Origin of the sequence: Nocardioides sp. WS12 (assembly GCF_014108865.1) — a bacterium.
Lineage (GTDB): Bacteria > Actinomycetota > Actinomycetes > Propionibacteriales > Nocardioidaceae > Nocardioides.
Window position 1 is genome coordinate 3,146,214 of the sequence record NZ_CP053928.1, and the last position, 18,407, is coordinate 3,164,620.

General features: G+C 68.6%; 18 protein-coding genes and 1 tRNA gene. 7 read left to right on the forward strand and 12 right to left on the reverse strand.

Annotated features, from left to right (window positions below; genetic code table 11):
• Position 1: 1 nt before the first annotated feature.
• Positions 2-1,333 (reverse strand): amidase family protein, encoded by a 1,332-nt coding sequence (locus HRC28_RS15300; protein ID WP_182376346.1) that lies wholly within the window; start codon positions 1,331-1,333, stop codon positions 2-4.
• Between the two features lie 77 nt (positions 1,334-1,410).
• Positions 1,411-1,496 (reverse strand) — tRNA-Leu (locus HRC28_RS15305).
• Between the two features lie 135 nt (positions 1,497-1,631).
• On the opposite strand from HRC28_RS15305, the gene HRC28_RS15310 reads away from it, so the two are divergent.
• Positions 1,632-1,907 (forward strand): Fe-S cluster assembly protein HesB, encoded by a 276-nt coding sequence (locus HRC28_RS15310; protein ID WP_182376347.1) that lies wholly within the window; start codon positions 1,632-1,634, stop codon positions 1,905-1,907.
• A 37-nt stretch (positions 1,908-1,944) separates the two neighbouring features.
• Positions 1,945-2,538, forward strand: a complete 594-nt coding sequence (locus HRC28_RS15315; RefSeq protein ID WP_182376348.1) for a LysR family transcriptional regulator substrate-binding protein — start codon at positions 1,945-1,947, stop codon at positions 2,536-2,538.
• 22 nt (positions 2,539-2,560) lie between these two features.
• Here the strand turns inward: HRC28_RS15315 and HRC28_RS15320 are convergent, their stop codons facing one another.
• The gene (locus HRC28_RS15320) at positions 2,561-3,484 is read right to left on the reverse strand and encodes a hypothetical protein (protein WP_182376349.1); all 924 of its coding nucleotides are present in this window, start codon (positions 3,482-3,484) and stop codon (positions 2,561-2,563) included.
• Positions 3,484-4,041: a nucleosidase gene (locus HRC28_RS15325; protein ID WP_182376350.1), complete on the reverse strand. Its 558-nt coding sequence runs from the start codon at positions 4,039-4,041 to the stop codon at positions 3,484-3,486. Before HRC28_RS15325 ends, HRC28_RS15320 begins: the two co-directional genes overlap by 1 nt.
• Before the next feature lie 41 nt (positions 4,042-4,082).
• Between HRC28_RS15325 and galK the strand changes: the two genes are divergently transcribed.
• On the forward strand, positions 4,083-5,222 hold the full coding sequence (gene galK, locus HRC28_RS15330) for a galactokinase (protein ID WP_202033087.1): 1,140 nt from the start codon (positions 4,083-4,085) through the stop codon (positions 5,220-5,222).
• A 78-nt stretch (positions 5,223-5,300) separates the two neighbouring features.
• Here galK and HRC28_RS15335 read toward each other — a convergent pair whose 3' ends face one another.
• The 3 genes from HRC28_RS15335 to HRC28_RS15345 all read right to left on the reverse strand — a co-directional run bounded on the left by HRC28_RS15335 (position 5,301) and on the right by HRC28_RS15345 (position 9,528).
• Positions 5,301-6,515 (reverse strand): acyl-CoA dehydrogenase family protein, encoded by a 1,215-nt coding sequence (locus HRC28_RS15335; protein ID WP_182376351.1) that lies wholly within the window; start codon positions 6,513-6,515, stop codon positions 5,301-5,303.
• Positions 6,515-7,879, reverse strand: coding sequence for an acyl-CoA dehydrogenase family protein (locus HRC28_RS15340; protein ID WP_182376352.1), 1,365 nt, complete (start codon positions 7,877-7,879; stop codon positions 6,515-6,517). Before HRC28_RS15340 ends, HRC28_RS15335 begins: the two co-directional genes overlap by 1 nt.
• A 68-nt stretch (positions 7,880-7,947) precedes the next feature.
• Positions 7,948-9,528, reverse strand: coding sequence for a hypothetical protein (locus tag HRC28_RS15345; RefSeq protein ID WP_182376353.1), 1,581 nt, complete (start codon positions 9,526-9,528; stop codon positions 7,948-7,950).
• Between the two features lie 245 nt (positions 9,529-9,773).
• On the opposite strand from HRC28_RS15345, the gene HRC28_RS15350 reads away from it, so the two are divergent.
• From HRC28_RS15350 to HRC28_RS15360, 3 genes are read left to right on the forward strand one after another with little or no spacing between them, the layout of a single operon-like run.
• Positions 9,774-11,234, forward strand: a complete 1,461-nt coding sequence (locus HRC28_RS15350; RefSeq protein WP_182376354.1) for a hypothetical protein — start codon at positions 9,774-9,776, stop codon at positions 11,232-11,234.
• Positions 11,235-11,268: 34 nt separating this feature from the next.
• Positions 11,269-11,886: a peptide deformylase gene (gene def / locus HRC28_RS15355; protein WP_182376355.1), complete on the forward strand. Its 618-nt coding sequence runs from the start codon at positions 11,269-11,271 to the stop codon at positions 11,884-11,886.
• Positions 11,887-11,923: 37 nt separating this feature from the next.
• A complete protein-coding gene (locus HRC28_RS15360; protein ID WP_182376356.1) occupies positions 11,924-12,838 on the forward strand; it encodes an alpha/beta hydrolase in 915 nt (304 codons plus the stop codon).
• A 16-nt stretch (positions 12,839-12,854) separates the two neighbouring features.
• Here the strand turns inward: HRC28_RS15360 and HRC28_RS15365 are convergent, their stop codons facing one another.
• The 4 genes from HRC28_RS15365 to cobA are packed head-to-tail and all read right to left on the reverse strand — an operon-like array spanning position 12,855 to position 16,550.
• The gene (locus HRC28_RS15365) at positions 12,855-13,364 is read right to left on the reverse strand and encodes a carboxymuconolactone decarboxylase family protein (RefSeq protein WP_237111508.1); all 510 of its coding nucleotides are present in this window, start codon (positions 13,362-13,364) and stop codon (positions 12,855-12,857) included.
• A complete protein-coding gene (locus tag HRC28_RS15370; protein WP_182376357.1) occupies positions 13,348-14,457 on the reverse strand; it encodes a dihydrodipicolinate reductase in 1,110 nt (369 codons plus the stop codon). The genes HRC28_RS15365 and HRC28_RS15370 overlap by 17 nt, the downstream gene beginning before the upstream one ends.
• Positions 14,458-14,506: 49 nt before the next feature.
• Positions 14,507-15,310: an RNA methyltransferase gene (locus HRC28_RS15375; protein WP_182376358.1), complete on the reverse strand. Its 804-nt coding sequence runs from the start codon at positions 15,308-15,310 to the stop codon at positions 14,507-14,509.
• A gap of 7 nt (positions 15,311-15,317) precedes the next feature.
• On the reverse strand, positions 15,318-16,550 hold the full coding sequence (gene cobA, locus HRC28_RS15380; RefSeq protein ID WP_237111509.1) for a uroporphyrinogen-III C-methyltransferase: 1,233 nt from the start codon (positions 16,548-16,550) through the stop codon (positions 15,318-15,320).
• Between the two features lie 70 nt (positions 16,551-16,620).
• Here cobA and HRC28_RS15385 point away from each other — a divergent pair, with 70 nt between their 5' ends.
• A complete protein-coding gene (locus HRC28_RS15385; RefSeq protein ID WP_182376360.1) occupies positions 16,621-17,148 on the forward strand; it encodes a YbhB/YbcL family Raf kinase inhibitor-like protein in 528 nt (175 codons plus the stop codon).
• A gap of 82 nt (positions 17,149-17,230) precedes the next feature.
• On the opposite strand, the gene HRC28_RS15390 is transcribed toward HRC28_RS15385, so the two are convergent.
• Positions 17,231-18,382, reverse strand: coding sequence for an acyl-CoA dehydrogenase family protein (locus tag HRC28_RS15390; protein WP_182376361.1), 1,152 nt, complete (start codon positions 18,380-18,382; stop codon positions 17,231-17,233).
• Positions 18,383-18,407: the final 25 nt, after the last annotated feature.

Consider the following 18,407-nt stretch of genomic DNA (forward strand, 5'->3'; position numbering starts at 1 on the left):
TCTACCGGTGCCTGCGCCAGGGCCGGGTTGCCTCGAGTTGGGCAGCCAGGCCGAGCAGGAGAGCCTCTCCACCGGGTCGGGCGACGAGCTGGATCGCAAGCGGCGTGCTCCCGGACCCCGTTCCCGCTGGTACGACGATCGCGGGCCACCCCGCGAGGTTCCACGGAGCGGCGAACGGTGCGTGGCGCGCGTCCGAGAAGGAGTTGGCGAGCCACCCCCGCTCGGACCAGGCGGCGGACGACTTCGGATACCGCGCCAGTGCCGGGGTCAGCAAGACGTCGTGGTCAGCAAAGAGCTGCTCCGCGCGAGCGATCCAGGCCGCGCGACCCTTGTCCTTCGGGAAGCCGGCCTTGAGGACCATCCGCCCCAGGGCGGCATGGCGCCGCGTGCGCTTGGCCATCTGGTCGCGATCCTGCAGCCACTGCGCATCGAGTTCCGTCCCCGCAGTCCAGCGCGCAATCTCGCGTGCAGCGAGGGCCTGGCCGTAGTTCGGATCGGCCTCCCCGACGGTGTGCCCCGCGGTCCGCAACAGTTCGGTGGTGGAGAGTGCGGCTCCACGCCAGTCCTTGTGCAGCGGGTTGAGCGGCATCGGCACCTTGGTCGAGAGGGCGACGCGCAGGGCGCGCGGTTCCCGCACCTCTGCGAGGTCCGGTTGGTCGGCCATCACCGAGAGCACGAGGGCGGCGTCGGCCACGGTGGTGGCCAGCGGTCCGTTCTCCGACATGTCGAACCAGGAACCGTTGCCGAGATCAGCCGGTACGACGCCGAGGCCGGGTTTGATGCCCACGAGACCGCAGCAGGCGGCAGGGATCCGGATCGACCCCATGCCGTCATTGCCGTGGGCGACGGGCACCATCCCGGCAGCGACTGCCGCCGCAGACCCGCCGGAGGAGCCGCCGGGCGTGCGGTTGAGGTCCAACGGGTTGCGGGTCACGCCGAAGCTCGAGTCGGTGGCGCCGAAGACGCAGAGTTCGGGTACGCGCGTCAGGCCCACCACCACGGCACCCGCCGCACGCAGGCGACGGACGACTTCGTGGTCGGAGTCCTGTGGAGCCGGATCGCTGCCCGTCGAGCCGTCGCGCATCGGTTCTCCAGCGACCTGGACGTTGTCCTTGATCGCGATCGGGACCCCCGCGAGGGGAAGGAGCGATCGATCGGCCAGGCGGTCCACGGCGTCGGCCTCGTCGAGTGCGCGTTCGCGGCGTACGACCTGGAAGGCGCCAACGGGACCATCGAGGTCAGCGATGCGGTCGAGCGCTGCCTGGGTGTGTTCGCGAGCGGAGCTCTCGCCACCGCGGACGGAAGCCGCGATCTGGCTGGCGGTCATCGTCATCTCGGCAGGCTAGCCCCCGAGCGGACCGGACGAGCCGGGAAATGCCGGAAGGCCCCACAACGTGGGGCCTTCCAGAGTGTCCGAGGGGGGACTTGAACCCCCACGCCCTAATACGGGCACTAGCACCTCAAGCTAGCGCGTCTGCCAATTCCGCCACCCGGACGAGTGCGTGGAAACGTTAGCAAAGGGTGGCCCCAAGCACCGCATCGGGACCCCTCTCCGGGGACGTTGCCTTGAACCGTGCCCACCTGCGTGCAACCTTGGGACAGGTCTCTGACCTCGAACCGGGAAGGCAATCATGCTCACCCTGACTGAGAACGCCTGCACGATCGTCAAGCAGATGACCGAAGTGTCCGCAGTGCCGGACACCGCTGGACTCCGCATCACCGCGGCCGACACGGGCTTCACCGTGATGGCCAGCAACGAGCCCGACACCGGGGATCGCATCGTCGAACAGGACGGTGCCACCGTCTTCCTCGACCCGAAGGCCGCCGATCAACTCGATGCGATGGTGCTCGACGCCGGGAGGGACGACACCGGCGCGGTGCAGTTCGGGCTGGTCGCTCAGGCCTGATCCGACCCCACGGGGTCACGTCTGGGATCGTGGGGGCATGCAGCAGTTGCGTGTCGCCTTCGTCTCCGGCGTGACCCCCGACAAGTGGGCCCGCGCCTGGCGCGAGCGCAACCCGAAGATCCGGCTCGAGTTGCAGCCGATCGAGCAGGACCAGCAGCGCGTCGTACTCGATGACGGCACGGCCGACATGGTCATCGCGCGGCTGCCCGTCGACCTTGAGTCCCCCACGCCCCTCCACTGTGTGAAGTTGTACGACGAAGTGCCGGTCGTGGTCGCAGGACTGGACCACTTCGTGGCGGCTGCCGACCAGGACTCCACGATCCCGATGGAGGATCTGGCCGAGGAGCAACTGGTCCTGCCGCACCCGTCCGGCTGGACGCCGAGCGTCGACCAGCTCGCGTTCCCACCGATGTCGGTGAAGGACGCGATCGAGGTCGCTGCTTCAGGCACGGGAATCGTGATCGTGCCGATGTCGGTGGCGCGACTCCACCACCGCAAGGACGTGGTCCAGCGGCCGGTCGAACTGGAACCGACGAGCGTGGCCCTGCTGTGGCTGCGTTCGGCCGACAGCGACGTCCATCAGGACTTCGTGGGTGTGTCCCGAGGTCGTCGCCCCAGCAGCAGCCGTTGACACCCTCACTCTGGTCTGACCTCTAGCGGAGTTCGGTCCACTTCCACCAGGTGTAGTGGTACTCCCCCTGCTCGACCTGGAACCGCTTGCCGCAGTCAGCGCACTCACAGATCCGGTCCGGCTCCCACTGCCGGTAGTTGGGGACGGTCCCCACGATCCGCACGTAGCGCTTGTGCTCCTCCTTCGCGGGATCGTAGAACTGGTGCGAGAGGTACGCGGCGCAGAGGCAGACGCCCTTGCGGAAGAGTTCGACACGGGCCAGCGCATGATCCAGGTGGGCGTTGTTGGACGCGAGCATTCCGCCGAGGTCGGCATCCGCAGTTTCCCGCTTGATCGAGGGCACAGCGGCCACCAGCGGCATCAGGACCTTCGGGTCGCGGGTCCTCACGACCGTCCACAGCGCTGACCGGACGCGATCGCTGTCGCCCGACAGGAAGTCCTGGACGATCGGCGCCTGGAGCGCCTTCTCCTCCTGGGTCGGTGCCGTCACCCACTCGATCGGGAGCACGAACACGGCAGCCTTGGCAGTGTCGGGCGCTGTACCCGAGTTGTCGACGAGGACGACAGCATTGGACCCGAGTGGCCAGTACACCGCTGCATCGGAATCGAGCGCGCGGATGACGTCCGCCAGCGCGCTGCGGCGGTCGTACGCCGTCGGGTCGGTGTCGGCGTCGTCAGTGAACAGCGACGCGTCGAACTGTTGGTGCGCCCGCCAGCGTGCATCGCCCATGTCGACCAACGGGCCGGTCAGGGCAGCCAACTCCGTTGCGTCGGAGGTGGCTCCCAGCACGAGGCAGTGCCCGAAGAACGACGTGTGTCCCTCCAGTCCGTCGATCACCCAGTCGATCCGGTCGTCCGGGGACTCGGGCCACTTCCGGAGGGAGCGCATCTCCTGGATCACGGCCATCACCCGCTCGGGGGTGGCCTCGACGATGTCCTCGCCCATCAGAGGTGGTCGGCCACCCAGGCGCCCAGCACCTGCGCGCTCCGGTCCACCATCGCCACCCATTCGAGCGCGGACTCGTCGGCGTTGTCGGACACGTGCTTGATCAACCGGACAGGGACGCCGAACTCCTGCGCCACGTAAGCGAACGCGTAGCCCTCCATGTCCACCAGGTGCGCCTGCTCCGCGAGGCGCGTCCGAACGATCGGGTCAGTCACGAACACGTCCCCCGTCGCCAGTACCGTCGGGCTCTCCCCCACGACCAGGCGTTCACGCGGGTCGTACCCGAGGGCGCGGATCGCGTCGGCGTTGATGTCGTGGTTGAAGACCGTTCCGATCTCGAACAGCCCGCCACTTTCGTCGAGGAGGCCGTCGCGCAACGCACCGGCGGTGCCGATGTTCACGACCTCGACGTCAGCCAGGTCGGTTCGGCCGGCCAGGTGCCGAGCGAGCGACGTGGCCGCGGCGGTCTTGCCGAGTCCGGTCACCAGGAGCTCGAACCCGGCAGGCACATGGACAGCTTCGGCCGCGGTCGCGGCAACGATCAGGGGGCGCGGCACGGCACCCAATCTAGCGACACCGCGACGGGCAGGATGGACACGTGACCTCCTCGACGCCGACCACCGTGACCGCCGTCGCTCCCGGCCGGGTGAACCTGATCGGCGAGCACACGGACTACAACCACGGCCTCTGCCTTCCCTACGCCATTCCGCTCGCGTGCACCGCGACGTTGACGGTTCGCGACGACCGCGGGCTCACGATCGCCAGCGACAAGGGTGAGCCGTGGTCGGGGTCGCTGGATGATGTGGAGGCGCGCGTCGTGACCGGCTGGCCGTCGTACGTCGCCGGGGTGATCTGGGCGCTGGGCCAGGACGGGTGGCAGGTCCCCGGTCTCGACATCTCGATCTCCTCGACGATCCCGCTCGGGGGCGGGTTGTCCAGTTCCGCCGCCCTGGAGTGCGCGGTCGCCGTCGGGCTGGCCGGCCTCCTCGGACAAGATCTGGACAGGGCGAGCCGGCTGCACCTCGCGGAGGCCTGCCGTCGTGCCGAGACGGAGTACGTCGGCGCACCCACCGGTGGCATGGACCAGCTCGCCAGCCTGCTCGGTGCTGCAGACCACGCGGTCTTCATCGACTTCGCTGACGCCGCGCCGGTCACCGACCTGGTCCGGGTCGCGTTCAGCGCCGCTGACCTGACGATCGTCGTGACCGACACCGGCGTCCGGCATTCCCTTGCCGACGGGGACGGTGGGTACGCCCAGCGGCGGGAGCAGTGCGAGGCGGCCGCAGCCGCACTCGGTGTCGCCTCGCTGCGGGACGCAGGCATCGACGATCTCGGCGCGCTGTCCGATCCGGTCCTGCTGGCGCGCGCCCGGCACGTGGTGAGCGAGAACGCCCGCGTGGTCGAGACGGTCGCCGCGCTGGAGGAGGACCGGTGGGCGGACGCTGGCACCCTGCTGACTGCTTCCCACACGTCGCTGCGCGATGACTTCGCCGTGTCCTGCCCCGAACTCGACGTCTCCGTTGCCGCCGCTGTGGATGCCGGAGCCCTCGGCGCCCGGATGACCGGCGGTGGCTTCGGCGGTTGCACCATCGCTCTGGTCCGCCGTGACGAAGCCCCGCAGGTCACCGCCGCGATCGATGCCGCCTACACAGCCAGGGGTTGGTCAACTCCTCGCCAACACGAGTTGGCGCCTTCAGCCGGTGCCGATCTCATCCCTGGCGACTCGGCTCCGGAATGAGGCAGAACGACCCGATCCGAAAAATGTGGAAGGTCCGCCCCGCTACCGCGGGACGGACCGACCAGGAACTGCTTCGGATCACTTGAGCTCGGAGCTCGAGAGGTTCAGCACCCGGCGAGCCACGATCAGCTGCTGGATCTGCTGGGTGCCCTCGAAAATGTCGAGGATCTTCGAGTCGCGGGCCCACTTCTCGAGCAGCTCGGTCTCGCTGTAGCCGATGGAGGCGCACAGCTCGACACAGGACAGCGTCACGTCCGAACCGACGCGGCCGGCCTTCGCCTTGGCCATGGAGGCCTCGAGCGAGTTCGGCTTGCGGTTGTCCGCCATCCACGCGGCCTGGAGGGTGAGCAGGCGCGCACCCTCGAGGTCTGCCTCGAGCTGCAGGAACTTCGCAGCGGCAGCGTGCTGGAGGTACGCCGGACGGTCGTAGTCGATCTCGACGCCGGCCTGCTTGAGCAGGTCACGCGTCAGGTCGAGCGACGCACGCGCCGTGCCGACGGCCATCGCGGCCACCAGCGGACGGGTGTTGTCGAAGGTCGCCATGGCGCCGGCGAAGCCCTGTTCGACGTTGACCTCGGGGGAACCCATCAGGTTCGCCTTCGGCACACGGCAGTCGGTGAAGGTGATCACCGCGGTGTCGGAGGCACGGATGCCGAGCTTCTCCTCGAGCCGCTCGACCTTCAGGCCGGGCGTGCCCTTCTCGACGACGAAGGACTTGATCGCGGCGCGACCGAGCGACTTGTCGAGGGTGGCCCACACGACGACGCAGTCGGAGCGCTCGCCGGAGGTGACGAAGATCTTCTCGCCGTTGATGACGTATTCGTCGCCGTCGAGGACCGCGGTCGTCGAGACCTGCGCCGAGTCGGACCCGAAGGACGGCTCGGTGATGGCCATCGAGGCCCACTTGCCTTCGAACCGCTTGAGCTGCTCGTCGTCCGCGACCGAGGCGATGGCGGAGTTGCCGAGGCCCTGGCGCGGGAACGACAGCATGAGGCCGACGTCGCCCCAGCACATCTCGGCGATCGAGGTCACCGACGCCATGTTGGCGCCGTTCTTCACGGTCTTGTCGTCGGCGATGTCGTCGCGACGGACACCGGTCGCGCCGGCACCTTCGCTGGCACCGGACTCCGACAGGCCGTCGATCATTGCGGCGAGGACATCGAGTTCCTTGGGGTACTCGTGCTCGGCGAGGTCGTACTTGCGGGAGATCGGCCGCAGCATGTTCATCGCGACCTGGTGGGCCTGATCGATGAGCGCCCGGTGCTTCCGGGGAACTTCCAGGTTGATGGCCATCAGACCAGCACCGTTCCTTCCATGATGCCGATGGCACGCAGGTCGCGGTACCAACGCTCGACCGGGTGCTCCTTGACGAATCCGTGTCCACCGAGCAACTGCACGCCGTCGTTACCGATCTGCATGCCCTTCTCGCTGCAGAGGCGCCGCGCGAGCGCGACCTCCTTGGAGAAGTCCTTGCCGGCGGCGGCCCGCGAGGCGGCGCGGTAGGTCAGCAGGCGCATGGCCTGCAGTTCGATCGCGATGTTGGCGACCATGAAGGCGACCGACTGGCGGTGCGCGATCGGCTCGCCGAACGCTTCGCGTCCCTTGACGTACGGGCCGACGTAGTCGAGCACGGCCTGCGCGGTGCCCACGGCGAGCGCACACCAGGCGAGGCGCGAGAGGCGCACACACTCGGTGTACGTCGTACCGTCGGTGGCGCCGAGGACGGCGTCCGCGGGGACCTTGACGTTCTCGAGGTTCAGCGTGGTCATCGACGCAGCGCGCACACCCATGGCGGGGTCGCCACCGACGGTGAGGCCCTCGGTCGAGGACTCGACGAGGAACAGCACCGGCTTGCCGTCGAGCGAGGCGCCGACGATGAAGAGCTCGGCGCTCTCACCGCGGACCACGAGGCTCTTGGTGCCGTTGAGGACGTAGCCGTCGCCGCTCTTGGTGGCGGTGGTCGCCGGGCTGAGGACGTCGAACAGGACGGTCGCCTCGTTGAGTGCGAGGGCAGCGGCCGGGACCTCGTCGCCGGTGAAGGCGGGGAGGTAGGTCTGCTGCTGGGCGTCAGTGCCCCACAGGCCGAGGGCCGTGGCGACCGAGCCGGGCGCGAGGGTCGCGACCGCAAGGCCCATGTCGCCCTTGGCGAGGGCCTCGGCGACGAGGGTGCCGGCCATGGCCGAGCGCTCCTCGGAGACGCCACCCAACTCCTCGGGCAGGCCGAGGATCGGCAGGCCGATCTCGAGGCTCGACTTGAGCAGCTCCTCGGGGGCGGCGCACGCTGCGTCAGCGGCCGACGCAGCGGGGCGCACGACCTCCTCGGCGAACTCGGACACCAGGTCGACGAGCATCTGCTCGTCCTCGGTGGGCGTCAGGTCGAAGACGCCAGTCGACGGAGCAGAGGCCGGCCGGGTGCCCGGCTGACCCTTCTTGCCGGCCTTCGAGAAGGTCCGGCTGGCGCTCGTCGCGGCCTTGAACCCGGTGCGGGTGACATTGAAGACGACCTGCTCGGTCTGCTTGCGCAGGCCGACCTTGTCGAGGAGATCGCTCTGGGCGAGCCTGTTGAGGCCGGCGACGAGGTAACCGATGGGGTCTCGGTTCTCGTTGCTCGGAACCCCGTGCTTGCCGCCCGGCTTGAGGTTGCTGATCAGGGACATGCCGTAAATGTAACTGTGAGTTACACATTGCGCTACACCTTCGGCCGAATCGGCGTGTGATCCGCGCTTCAGTCCGGGAAGGTGACGCGGAAGGGCGTCCTCGGCAGCGTGACCGTGCAGCTGGTCCTGAGCCCGCCGACGCTGCAGCCCGTGGTTCGCGTCCCCCGGACCTCCAGGACGCCGGTGGTGTAGTCGGCGGGAACGACGAACAGGACGTTCGGCTCATCCGCGGTGCCGAGGTTGCGGCGCTCGAGCTCCTTGCCGCCCGGGCCCAGCAGGTGCAGCTCCGGCGCGAAGAAGCCGTGGACCTTGCCGTCAGGGTCCCGATAGGTCACCCCGATCCGGAGATAGGCAAGGTCGGGGCGACCAACTGCCAGCTTCTTCTCGAAGAAGAACAACTCCGCCTCGTCGACTTCCACCTCCCACTGGACGCTCGAGCGGGAACCACCGGTCTCGACGCCGGCCCGGAGCGGTTTGGTCTTGCCCACGGTGACAGTCCGTTTCGCGCGGGCCAGCACCTCGATGTTCTCGCCGGTGGCGGTTCCGTCGATCAGCGAGACGCGCTGGTCGAAGCCGTCTCCGGCGTCGTACTGCAGCTCGACGGCAGCATCTTCCGGGACCGAGGCGAGGAAGGTGGGACCACCGGTGGGTACAGGCCGGGCCTTCCCCTCGACCACGACCATCAGACCGAGTTCCTGCCAAGGAAGGCACTTCCCGCTGTTCTGGCACGGCCCCTTGGCCAGGGTGAAGGCGACGAGCCGCTCCCCCTGCGCGGCAACCTCGGCCGAGTCACCGGAACCCACGCTGTCCACCGGCCCCAGGGCGGTCACCGTGACGCCCCCCAGGCGGCCAGCCAGAAGGACCTGGCCCGATGTCTTCGCAGGCACTACATCGGTGCGCGCCATCAGGGTTCCCGACGGGACGCTGCTGACGTCGGGCTCCGTTGGTCCGTCGGTCGGAGGATCTGCCTCAACTCGCGGTTCGTCGCCGACATTCAAGAGCACGGCCGCGGCGGCGCCACCAACACCCAGGACACCGATCACCGCGGCCACGGCGAAGCGGCGCCCCGACTTCTTCCTTCGAGCTGATGTGGTTGTGGGCAGCGGCACTTCCACGCGGGGCGCGGACTGTTCGGTGCGCTGGGCCGCCGTGGCTGGCGGCGGAACGGTGGGCGCGATGGTGGGCGCGATGGTCGGCGCAGGAGTGGGCGTGACAGGGGGCGCCATGGTCGGCGGAGGTCGGGTCGGCTGGAGTGTCGGTGGGGTCTCCAGGAACGTGGGACGCGGAATCGAATCCGACGGTGCCCGGTAGCGCGCGAGGAGCGTCTGCTCGTCCAGGTCGCCGCGGGCATGGGTCAGCACCGCCAGCGCCCATTGAGCGCCGGCCGCTTCCTGCGTGCCGCGCTGCTGGGCCAGGCGTACCCCTTGGGCCTCGATCGCGAGGCTGGGATCTGCCCCCTGCCTGATCTGGTCGATCACGCGTCCGAGCGCGCCCAGGCGAATCGCATCGGTCAGCAGATTGGCGTCGCCCTCAGTGGCCGATCCCTCGAGCACGAAGTCGTCGAACGCGGCCCGGAACTCGCTCGCGTCCGCGAGTACGGCGACGCCCGCCTGGCGGACCAGCGCGGAGAGTTCGCGGTGGATCGACACGTCTTCACATTCGCAGACCGGAAGGTTGCTCGTCCCCGTTTCCAAAGGGACCGGGGTGGGGCCGATGTCCACGATTCCGATGGTCGGAGAGGAAGGGGCAGACGCCCGGAAGGCACGTGGCTACGCTGCGAGAGAAGAGCCCTCGGGTGGCCGTCATTGCCAACTCCCGTGGGGGGATCATGCAGCGGACCGTTCGCCGGATCCTGGCAGCTGTCACCGCCAGTTCACTTCTTGCCCTTGTCCCCGTGGCAGCGACTCGCGCCGCGGTCGGGCTCGAGGTCGTGACGATTCACGGCTTCGAGGACCACGACGACATCTACTACGAGGCCTTCGGTTGCCCCGGTCAGCCAGCATCGAACTACTACTACGACTATCGCCTTGGCGGCGCCCGCGGTCACCAGGCGACGGGATTCCAGTTCGACGGCACGGGCGTGATGGCCGGGCTCACCGCCCGTGTCCAGGACCCGACAGCACTGGCCTCAGTGACCTGGTCGACGCTCCATCCCGATGCGCCGGTGAATGCGAACGCCGACGGCTACGCCCTCGCCCAGTACTACCCCAACAACTTCGGCGACGAGGACGGATACTGGTTCGCCCTCAGCCCTCTCTTCGCCGGGAGTTCAGGGTGGCAAGGCAGCGGGGACCTCGCTGACATCGAGTTCAGTTGGGCATTCCTCGACATTGAAACGGATGAGGTCGATCCGAACAGGGGCTATCAGGGCACTGTCGCGGACCTGGCACTGGACTACGACTCCGACGGGTACGGCGCCTACGTCGGCTTCGCGTACGGCTGCACCGGGCGCACCTTCTCCATGGACAACATGCGGGTCACGAGCGCGGGCAGCGACCGGATCTACGACTTCGAGGGTGCTCGGTCCGGGGCCTACATCTCGGCCACCCTGGAGCACAAGACCGACGCGCCGGTGATTCGCGACGTCACCCGCATCAACCTGATCCACGGCCAGGACCACTACCTGCTCGGTGACGGCTACGGCTTCTCCGACGGCGTCGTTGCCTCGGACTGGACAGCGGGGACGGTGCACCTCTATCGGCGCTTGTACGGCACCCCGAGTTTCAGGTATGTCACGGCCCGTACCTTCCTGAAGACGACCTATGGGCAGTTCCGCATCACCCCAGCGAAGCAGACCCTTTACCAGGTCCGAACTCTGCCGGGAGAGACGTTTGCGGGCAGTACCTCGAAGACGCTGGTGGTCACCGTCAAGCGCAGGATCAGCGCCACCCTCGCCAGGGACAGGGTGCGGCGTGGTCGGCAGATCGTGGTCACGGGTCGGATCGCTCCCGCCGACCGGGACGTCATCGTGCGATTGCAGAAGCGGGTCGACGGCAAGTGGTACAACCTGTCCTCGTCTCGAACCGCGAGCGGGGGCTACTACAAGTTGAGCACTCTGGCCAGCACTGCCGGCAAGAGGGTGCTCCGGGTCAGTGTCGTCACCGCCAAGGGCAACTTGGGCAACGTCTCCCCGAGCCTGGTGGTCACCGTCCTCCGGTACCGCCCCCCGGCCACCCGGTCGGTCTCCGTCGTCAACCCCATTCCGCCAACACACGAACCGGACATCAAGATCGACGACGGGGCGCCCCACGACGGCCATCGCCTCGCCCTGTCGCCCCTCGCGGGCGCTGCTGGTTCTGCACTTCCGGTCCTCCCATGGCCGCAGAACCTGCGCGAGGCGCACGGAGGGGACTGACGTTCGCGGTTCTCGCTGCTCCTAGGATTGCCCCATGGCGTGGGGCAAGGGCGATGACAGCAACGAAGAAGTGGTCGAGACCGTGGTGGCGCCGTACGGCCCACTGCCCCGGGGTGGCACCATCCGGCCGATGACCAGGTGGGGCACACCGGTCATGCATCGTCCCCAGCAACGCGTCACCGTCTTCGACGACCAACTGAGGGCGCTGGCGGCCGACATGGTTGCGACGATGTACGCCGCCGACGGTGTCGGCCTGGCTGCCTGCCAGATCGGCGAGGACGTGGCGATGTTCGTCTTCGACTGTCCCAACGACGAGGACGAGCGTGTCATCGGCGTGGTGTGCAACCCGACGCTGATCCTGCCTGAGGGCAACGACCGCTACCTCGACGACAGTGCGGAAGGGTGTCTGTCGTTCCCCGGGGCGTTCGTTCCCTGCGCACGACCGGACTTCGCGGCTGTGGAGGGCCAGGGGCTGGACGGTGAACCGGTTCGCTTCGAGGGCGACGGGCTCCTGGCCAAGTGCCTCCAGCACGAGACGGACCACACCCTGGGCACGGTTTTCGGTGACCGGGTCTCGGCGAAGGCGATGAAGAAGCTGCGCAAGCAGCAGGAAGCGGCAGCGGACGACTTTCCGGCCAACTGGCCGACCTGAGACCAGTTCGGGCGGCGTCTGGGTTACCTTTCCGGACATGCCTGTCGACCGCCAGCTCGTCCCGCTCCTGTCCCTGATCTCGGCGGGGACCCCGGTTCACGCGATGTCTCCTGTCGATGCGCGTGACGCGTACCGCAAGCTCACCGTCGATCTCCGGCCGGCGGGAACGATGGCCGAGGTCGCTTCCGTCACGGACGACAAGGTCGCCGGCGGCGACGGTCCGCTGACCGCACGGGTCTTCCGCCCCGAGACGGACGGGCCGGTTCCGACGGTCGTCCTGTTCCATGGCGGGGGCTTCGTGTTCGGCGACCTCGACACCCACGAGGCGATGGCCCGATCGATCTGCCGCGACACGCAGTCCGTCGTGGTGGCGGTCGACTACCGCCTCGCTCCTGAGGCGAAGTTCCCCAGCGCCCCCAGGGATGCGATCGCGTCCGTGCGCGACATCCAGTCCCGTCTCGACGAGTACGGCGGCAGCGAGGTGCTCGCGGTCGCGGGCGACTCGGCCGGTGGCAACCTCTCAGCGGTCGCCGCGCAACACGTGCCCGGAATTGCTGCTCAGTTGCTGATCTACCCGACCACGGCCATCGTCGGTGACTTCCCGTCGCGTGAGGAGAACGCGAAGGGCCTGTTCCTCGAGGCGGACACGCTGCTGTGGTTCCTGGGTCACTTCGCCGCGGCGGGCATGGACTTCGAGGACCCGTTGGCTGCCCCGCTGCGCGGTGACCTCACAGGTCAGCCGCCGGCCGTCGTGATCACGGCCGAGTTCGACCCCCTTCGCGACGAAGGAATCGCCTACGCCGAGGCGCTGGTGGCGGCCGGCGTCCAGGTCGAGCACCACACGTACCCCGGCCTGATCCACGGGTTCTTCGACATGGGGACGTGGTCGACCCACTGCCAGCAGGCCATCGACGAGTCGATCGCGAAGTTCGCGACGCTGTTGCGCCCCTAGCCGTCCCGGACCGAGCTCACGCCTGGCCGGCGTGGCTGGGCAGGACGCAGGCAGCGTCGAGCCCCAGGACCCGGTTGAGCCGGCCGAAGCCGATCCACGAACCCAGGCACATCGAGAGCTCCGCGATCTCACGGTCGCTGTAGTGCACCCGCATCCGCTGCCAGAAGCCCTCGTCGAGTCCGTGGTGATCGAGCGCGAACCGCTCGGCGTACTCCGCGGCGATCCGGGTCCGGTCGTCGAAGTCGCGCGTCGTGCGCCACTCGCCGACCGCGTCGTCGAAGGTGTCCTCGACCTTGGCGCCGTCGCGTTCGGTGCGCCAGTCCTGGCAGAACAGGCAGCCGTTGATCTGCGCGATGCGCAGGCGCGCGGCCTCGAACTCACGCAGGCCGAGCGTGCTGTGTTCGTAGATGCTCATGGCGAAGGCCGATGCGGCCGGGCCGATGCCGGGCACCAGCTCGCCCCACACGTAGAGGATCGGGTCCTTGCCCTCGGGGATGTCGATGAACACGTCACTTGCCCTTTCCACGGAGGTAGACGCTCGGCTGCAGCGGCACGTCCAGGCCGTCGTACAGGCCGGGTGCTGCGGAACGCAGCCACGGAATGGAGTTCACGAGCCGGTTGGCCGCCGTGGCATTGCCGCCCGCGGCCCGGTTGCCGCCCTCGTCGGTTGCCTCCACGTTGATCTCGATGCGCGGGCGCCCTTCGATGATCACGCGGTGCGCGCCGTCGCCACCATCGGGCGGCATCGGCCAGTCGTAGGCGCACGCCGCGGTGATCCGCGTGACGTGCTCGATCACGATCAGCGGTTCGCCGTCGACGATGCCCTGCACCTCGAAGCGCAATCCGCCTTGCGTGCCGGCCTCAAAGTCGCCGAGTGCGGTGGTCACGGTGGCGTCGAGCGCCCGCCGCTCGACGGTCTCGCGAAGTTCGTCGACCTCGACACCGAGGGCGCGGGCGATCATCCGGATCTGGCCGCCCCACACCATCGACGGGATGCCGGCCGCCACCATCATCGGCTCGTAGTCCATCGGCTGGCCCATGCCGACGATATAGCGGACCGAGTCCTCCGCGTCGTACGTCGAGTAGTCGAAGATCTCCTGGCAGCGGACCTGCTCGATCTCCGAGGACAGGCCACTGATGAGTGCGGGCAGGAGGTCGTTGCCCCAGCCCGGGTCGATGCCGCTCACGAACAGTGCGGAGCCGCCTTCGGCGCAGGCCTTCTCCAGCGGCTCGCGGAGCTCGTCGGGTGCGCTGCGGTGGTCGTAGAGCGCGTAGATCGACGGAGTGACGACGACGGCGCCCCCGCTGAGCGCACGCGCGATGTCGACGGCCGCCTCGTCCGGGCGCAGTTCACCGGAGGCCGCGTAGGCGACCGCTCCCCCGCCGCTCAGGGTGGCGAGCGCGGCATCGATGTCGTTCGTCGCCGCCACGTCGAGAGTCCGGCCGAGGTCGGCCAGGTCGCCTGCGTCGCGGCCGACCTTGGCCTCGTCGGCCACGATGACCGCTGCCAGCACCAGGTCAGGATGGGCCGCCACCGCGCGAATGGACGCCCGTCCCATGTTGCCGGTGCCCCAGACCACGACCGGGACGGGCGGGTAGAACGTGTTCTCGTTTGCCATGAAAGGGAGGTTAGGCCCCCGCGGCCGCGGAAGAAAGTGCTACACGCTGTCAGCGTCGAGCAGTCACGTAGCAAGCCACCGCTGTGGCGGCCGCGACGTTGAGTGAATCGATGCCGGGAGCCATGGGGATGATCGCCCGCCGATCCGCCGATTCCTCCCACCGCGGGGACAGACCGTGGCCTTCCGACCCGAGGACCAGGGCGACCTTGTCGAGTCCCTGCACCGCTTCCTCAATCGGTACGGCGTCCGGCGCGAGAGTCATCGCCACGGTGGTGAAGCCGGCGCGACTCAAGGCCGGCAGGGCGTCGTACCAATCGGGAACGCGCGTCCACGGCATCGTGAACACCGCGCCCATCGCGACCTTGATCGAGCGGCGATACAGCGGATCGGCACACCGTGGAGCCAGCAACACCGCGTCGAACTCGAAAGCCGCTCCCGAACGGAGGATCGCTCCGACGTTGGTGTGGTCAACGATGTCCTCGAGCACCAGGACCGAGCGCGCCCCCGCGAGCACGTCCTCGACCGGTGGCAGCGGTCGGCGTTCGAGCGAGGCCAGGGCGCCACGGTGCACGTGGAACCCGGTCACCTCCTCCGCCATGTCTTCGGCGACGACGAAGCACGGCGCGTCGGACCGATCGAGGACGTCGGCCAGTCCGTCGAGCCAGCGCGGTGCCATCAGGAAGGACCGCGCGGTGAATCCGGCCTCGATCGCGCGTCGTACGACCTTCTCGCCCTCGGCGAGGAACAGTCCGTGTTCGGCTTCGAGGTTCTTGCGCAGTTCGACGTCGCGCAGGTCGCGGTAGTCAGCGAGCCGCGGATCGGCGGCGTCGGCGATCTCGACCAGGTCAGCCACGCGGACCTCAGTACGCGTCGGGATGGGCGATTGCGACGACCTCGCCGATCACGATGATCGCGGGTGGCTTGACCGACTCCTCCTGGAGGCGGGTGCCGAGGGTGGCGAGGGTCGCGAGGACGGTGCGCTGGGTCGGCATCGTGCCGTCGCAGATCACCGCGACCGGAAGGGTTGCCGCCCGACCGCCGGCGATCAGGGCCTCGGCGATCTTGGGGGCGTTCTCGACACCCATCATCACGACGACCGTGCCCTGCATCTTGCCGAGCGCGTCGTAGTTGACGAGTGACTCGGGGTGGCCGGGCGGCAGGTGGCCGGAGACGACACTGAACTCGTGGGTGATGCCGCGGTGGGTCACCGGGATGCCCGCAATCGCCGGAACGGCAACGGGTGAGGTCAGGCCGGGGATCACCGTGACCGGCACACCGGCCTCACGGCAGGCAAGGATCTCCTCATAGCCGCGACCGAAGACGAAGTTGTCGCCACCCTTGAAGCGCACCACCCGCTTGCCCGCGAGGGCGCGCTCGACGATCACGCGGTTGATCTCCTCCTGCTGGGCCGAGCGGCCGCGGGGCAGTTTGGAGACGTCGATCAGCTCGACGTCGGACGGCAGGTCACCCAGCAGTTCCCGGGGCGCGAGCCGGTCGGCCACCACGACATCCGCGGCCATCAGGGCCTTGCGGCCCGCGATGGAGATCAGCTCGGGGTCGCCGGGTCCGCCGCCGACGAGGGTCACTCCGGGGGTGCGCTCGGGAAGTCCCTCGCGGTGGTGCGGAGCAGCAATGGTGCCGTCGCGAAGTCCGGCCAGGATCTCGTCGCGTACGGCAACGGAACGGCGCGGGTCGCGGTTGCCGACCACGGCGATGGTGATGCCGGCCTCGCGGCCCACGGCGGGCGTCCACGCCGTGCCGAGGGTGGCGTCGTCGGAGCGGACGCAGAAGATCCGATGGGCTTCGCACAGGGCCGAGACGTGGTCGTTGACCTCGCGGTCGTCCGTCACCGCGATGACGTACCAGGCGCCCTCGAGGTCCGTGTCCGCGAACGGCCGCTGGTGCCAGGTGATTTCGTCGGAGCCGACCAGTCCCTCGATCGCCATCGTGACGTCAGGAGACACGACGTGGACGTCCGCGCCCACGGCAATCAGTTGCGGAACTCGGCGTTGGGCGACGTGGCCGCCGCCCACGACGAGGACGCGGCGTCCGGCAAGACGAAGGCCGGACGGGTACGGGGGAAAGTCGCTCACGGGAGCATTCTCCCGCCACGCCCGTACCCCTCGGTGACATGGGGCCAGTTTCCGGACTAACTTCGACTGCATGAGCCTCGAGCGCCCGGTCAGTCCGGACCCGTATCCCCTGCTTCCTGCCGTTGCGTCCTTCACGGTGACGAGCAACGACGTCATCGACGGACAACCCCTCACGGAGGCGCAGGTCCACGCCGCCGGCAACACCTCACCCGAACTGAGCTGGGAGCCCGGCCCGGAAGGCACCCAGAGCTATGTCGTCACCTGCTTCGACCCCGATGCGCCCACTCCCAGCGGGTTCTGGCACTGGGTCGTCGTCGACATCCCGGCTGACGTGACCAGCCTGCCCACCGGTGCGGGCGACTCCGACGACACGCTCCCGGACGGCGCGTTCCACATCCGCAACGACTTCGGCACCGCCGAGTTCGGCGGCGCGGCACCGCCCGAGGGCGACCAGGTGCACCGCTACTTCTTCGTGGTGCACGCCGTGAAGGAATCGAACCTGGGTGTCGATTCCACAGCCACGCCGGCCGTCGTGAGCTTCAACCTGGCGTTCAAGACGCTCGGCCGCGCGATCCTGACGGGGACCTACGCGTTCTGAGTTCGGGCCGGCAGCGCGGCGGGAGGCGCCGATGGCAGCTTGCTGCCCCTAATTCTGCGCCGGAGACGCGCTCGGCCAATGGTTACAGGCCCATCTGCTTGGCGATGATCAACTTCATCACCTCGGACGTGCCTCCGTAGATCCGGTTGACCCGGTTGTCGGCGTACAACCGGGCAATCGGGTACTCGTTCATGTAGCCGTAGCCACCGTGGAGCTGCAGGCAGCGGTCGATGACCCGGCTGGCGACCTCGGTGCAGAACAACTTGGCGGACGCGGCGTCGGCGGGCGTGAGCTCGTCGGCGTCGAGTGCCTCCAGTGCCCGGTCGGCAACGGCCTGGGCAGCGTCGACCTCGGCCTGGCAGGCCGCGAGCTCGAACTTGGTGTTTTGGAAGTGCGCGACCGGCGTGCCGAAGACGATCCGCTCCTCGACGTACTGCTGGGCGAACCGGACGGCCGCCGCGGCCTGGGCGTAGGCGCCGTACGCGATGCCGAGCCGCTCCTGAGGGAGATTCTGGCCGAGGTACTTGAAGCCCTGGTGCTCCTCGCCGAGCAACTGATTGGCCGGGATGAAGACGTCGCTGAACGCCAGCTCGGCGGTGTCGGAGGTCCGCAGGCCGATCTTGTCGAGCTTGCGACCGACGGAGTACCCCTCGGCCTTGGTGTCGACCACGAACAGCGAGATGCCGAAGCGCCGGTCGTTCTCCTCTGCCGGCGCGGTGCGCGCACACACGATCATCCGGTCGGCGTTCACGCCGCCGGTGATGAACGTCTTGGCGCCGTTGAGGACGTAGCCGTCGCCGTCCTTGCGCGCGGTCGTGCGCATGCCCGCGAGGTCGGAGCCCGCGCCCGGCTCGGTCATCGCGATCGCGTACATCTCCTCACCGGAGACGAAGCCCGGCATCCAGCGCGCGAGCTGCTCCGGGGTGCCGAGCTTGAGCAGGTACGGCAGGCACAGCGCGACGTGCACACCGGAGCCGCCGAAGCTGACCGCGGCCCGCGAGGTCTCTTCGTACTGCACCGCGGCGAACTTGAACGAGTTGATCCCCGCGCCGCCGTACTCCTCGGGCACCTCGATGCCGAACAGCCCCAGCTCGGCGAGCTTCAGGTAGAACTCGCGCGGCACGATGCCGGCGTCGTACCACTCCTGGTAGTGCGGAGCGACCTCTGCCTCGATGAACGACCGCAAGGTCTTGCGGAAGGCTTCGTGGTCCTCGTTGAACACGGTACGGCGCATGACGCTCCTGTCACGACGGTGCTGG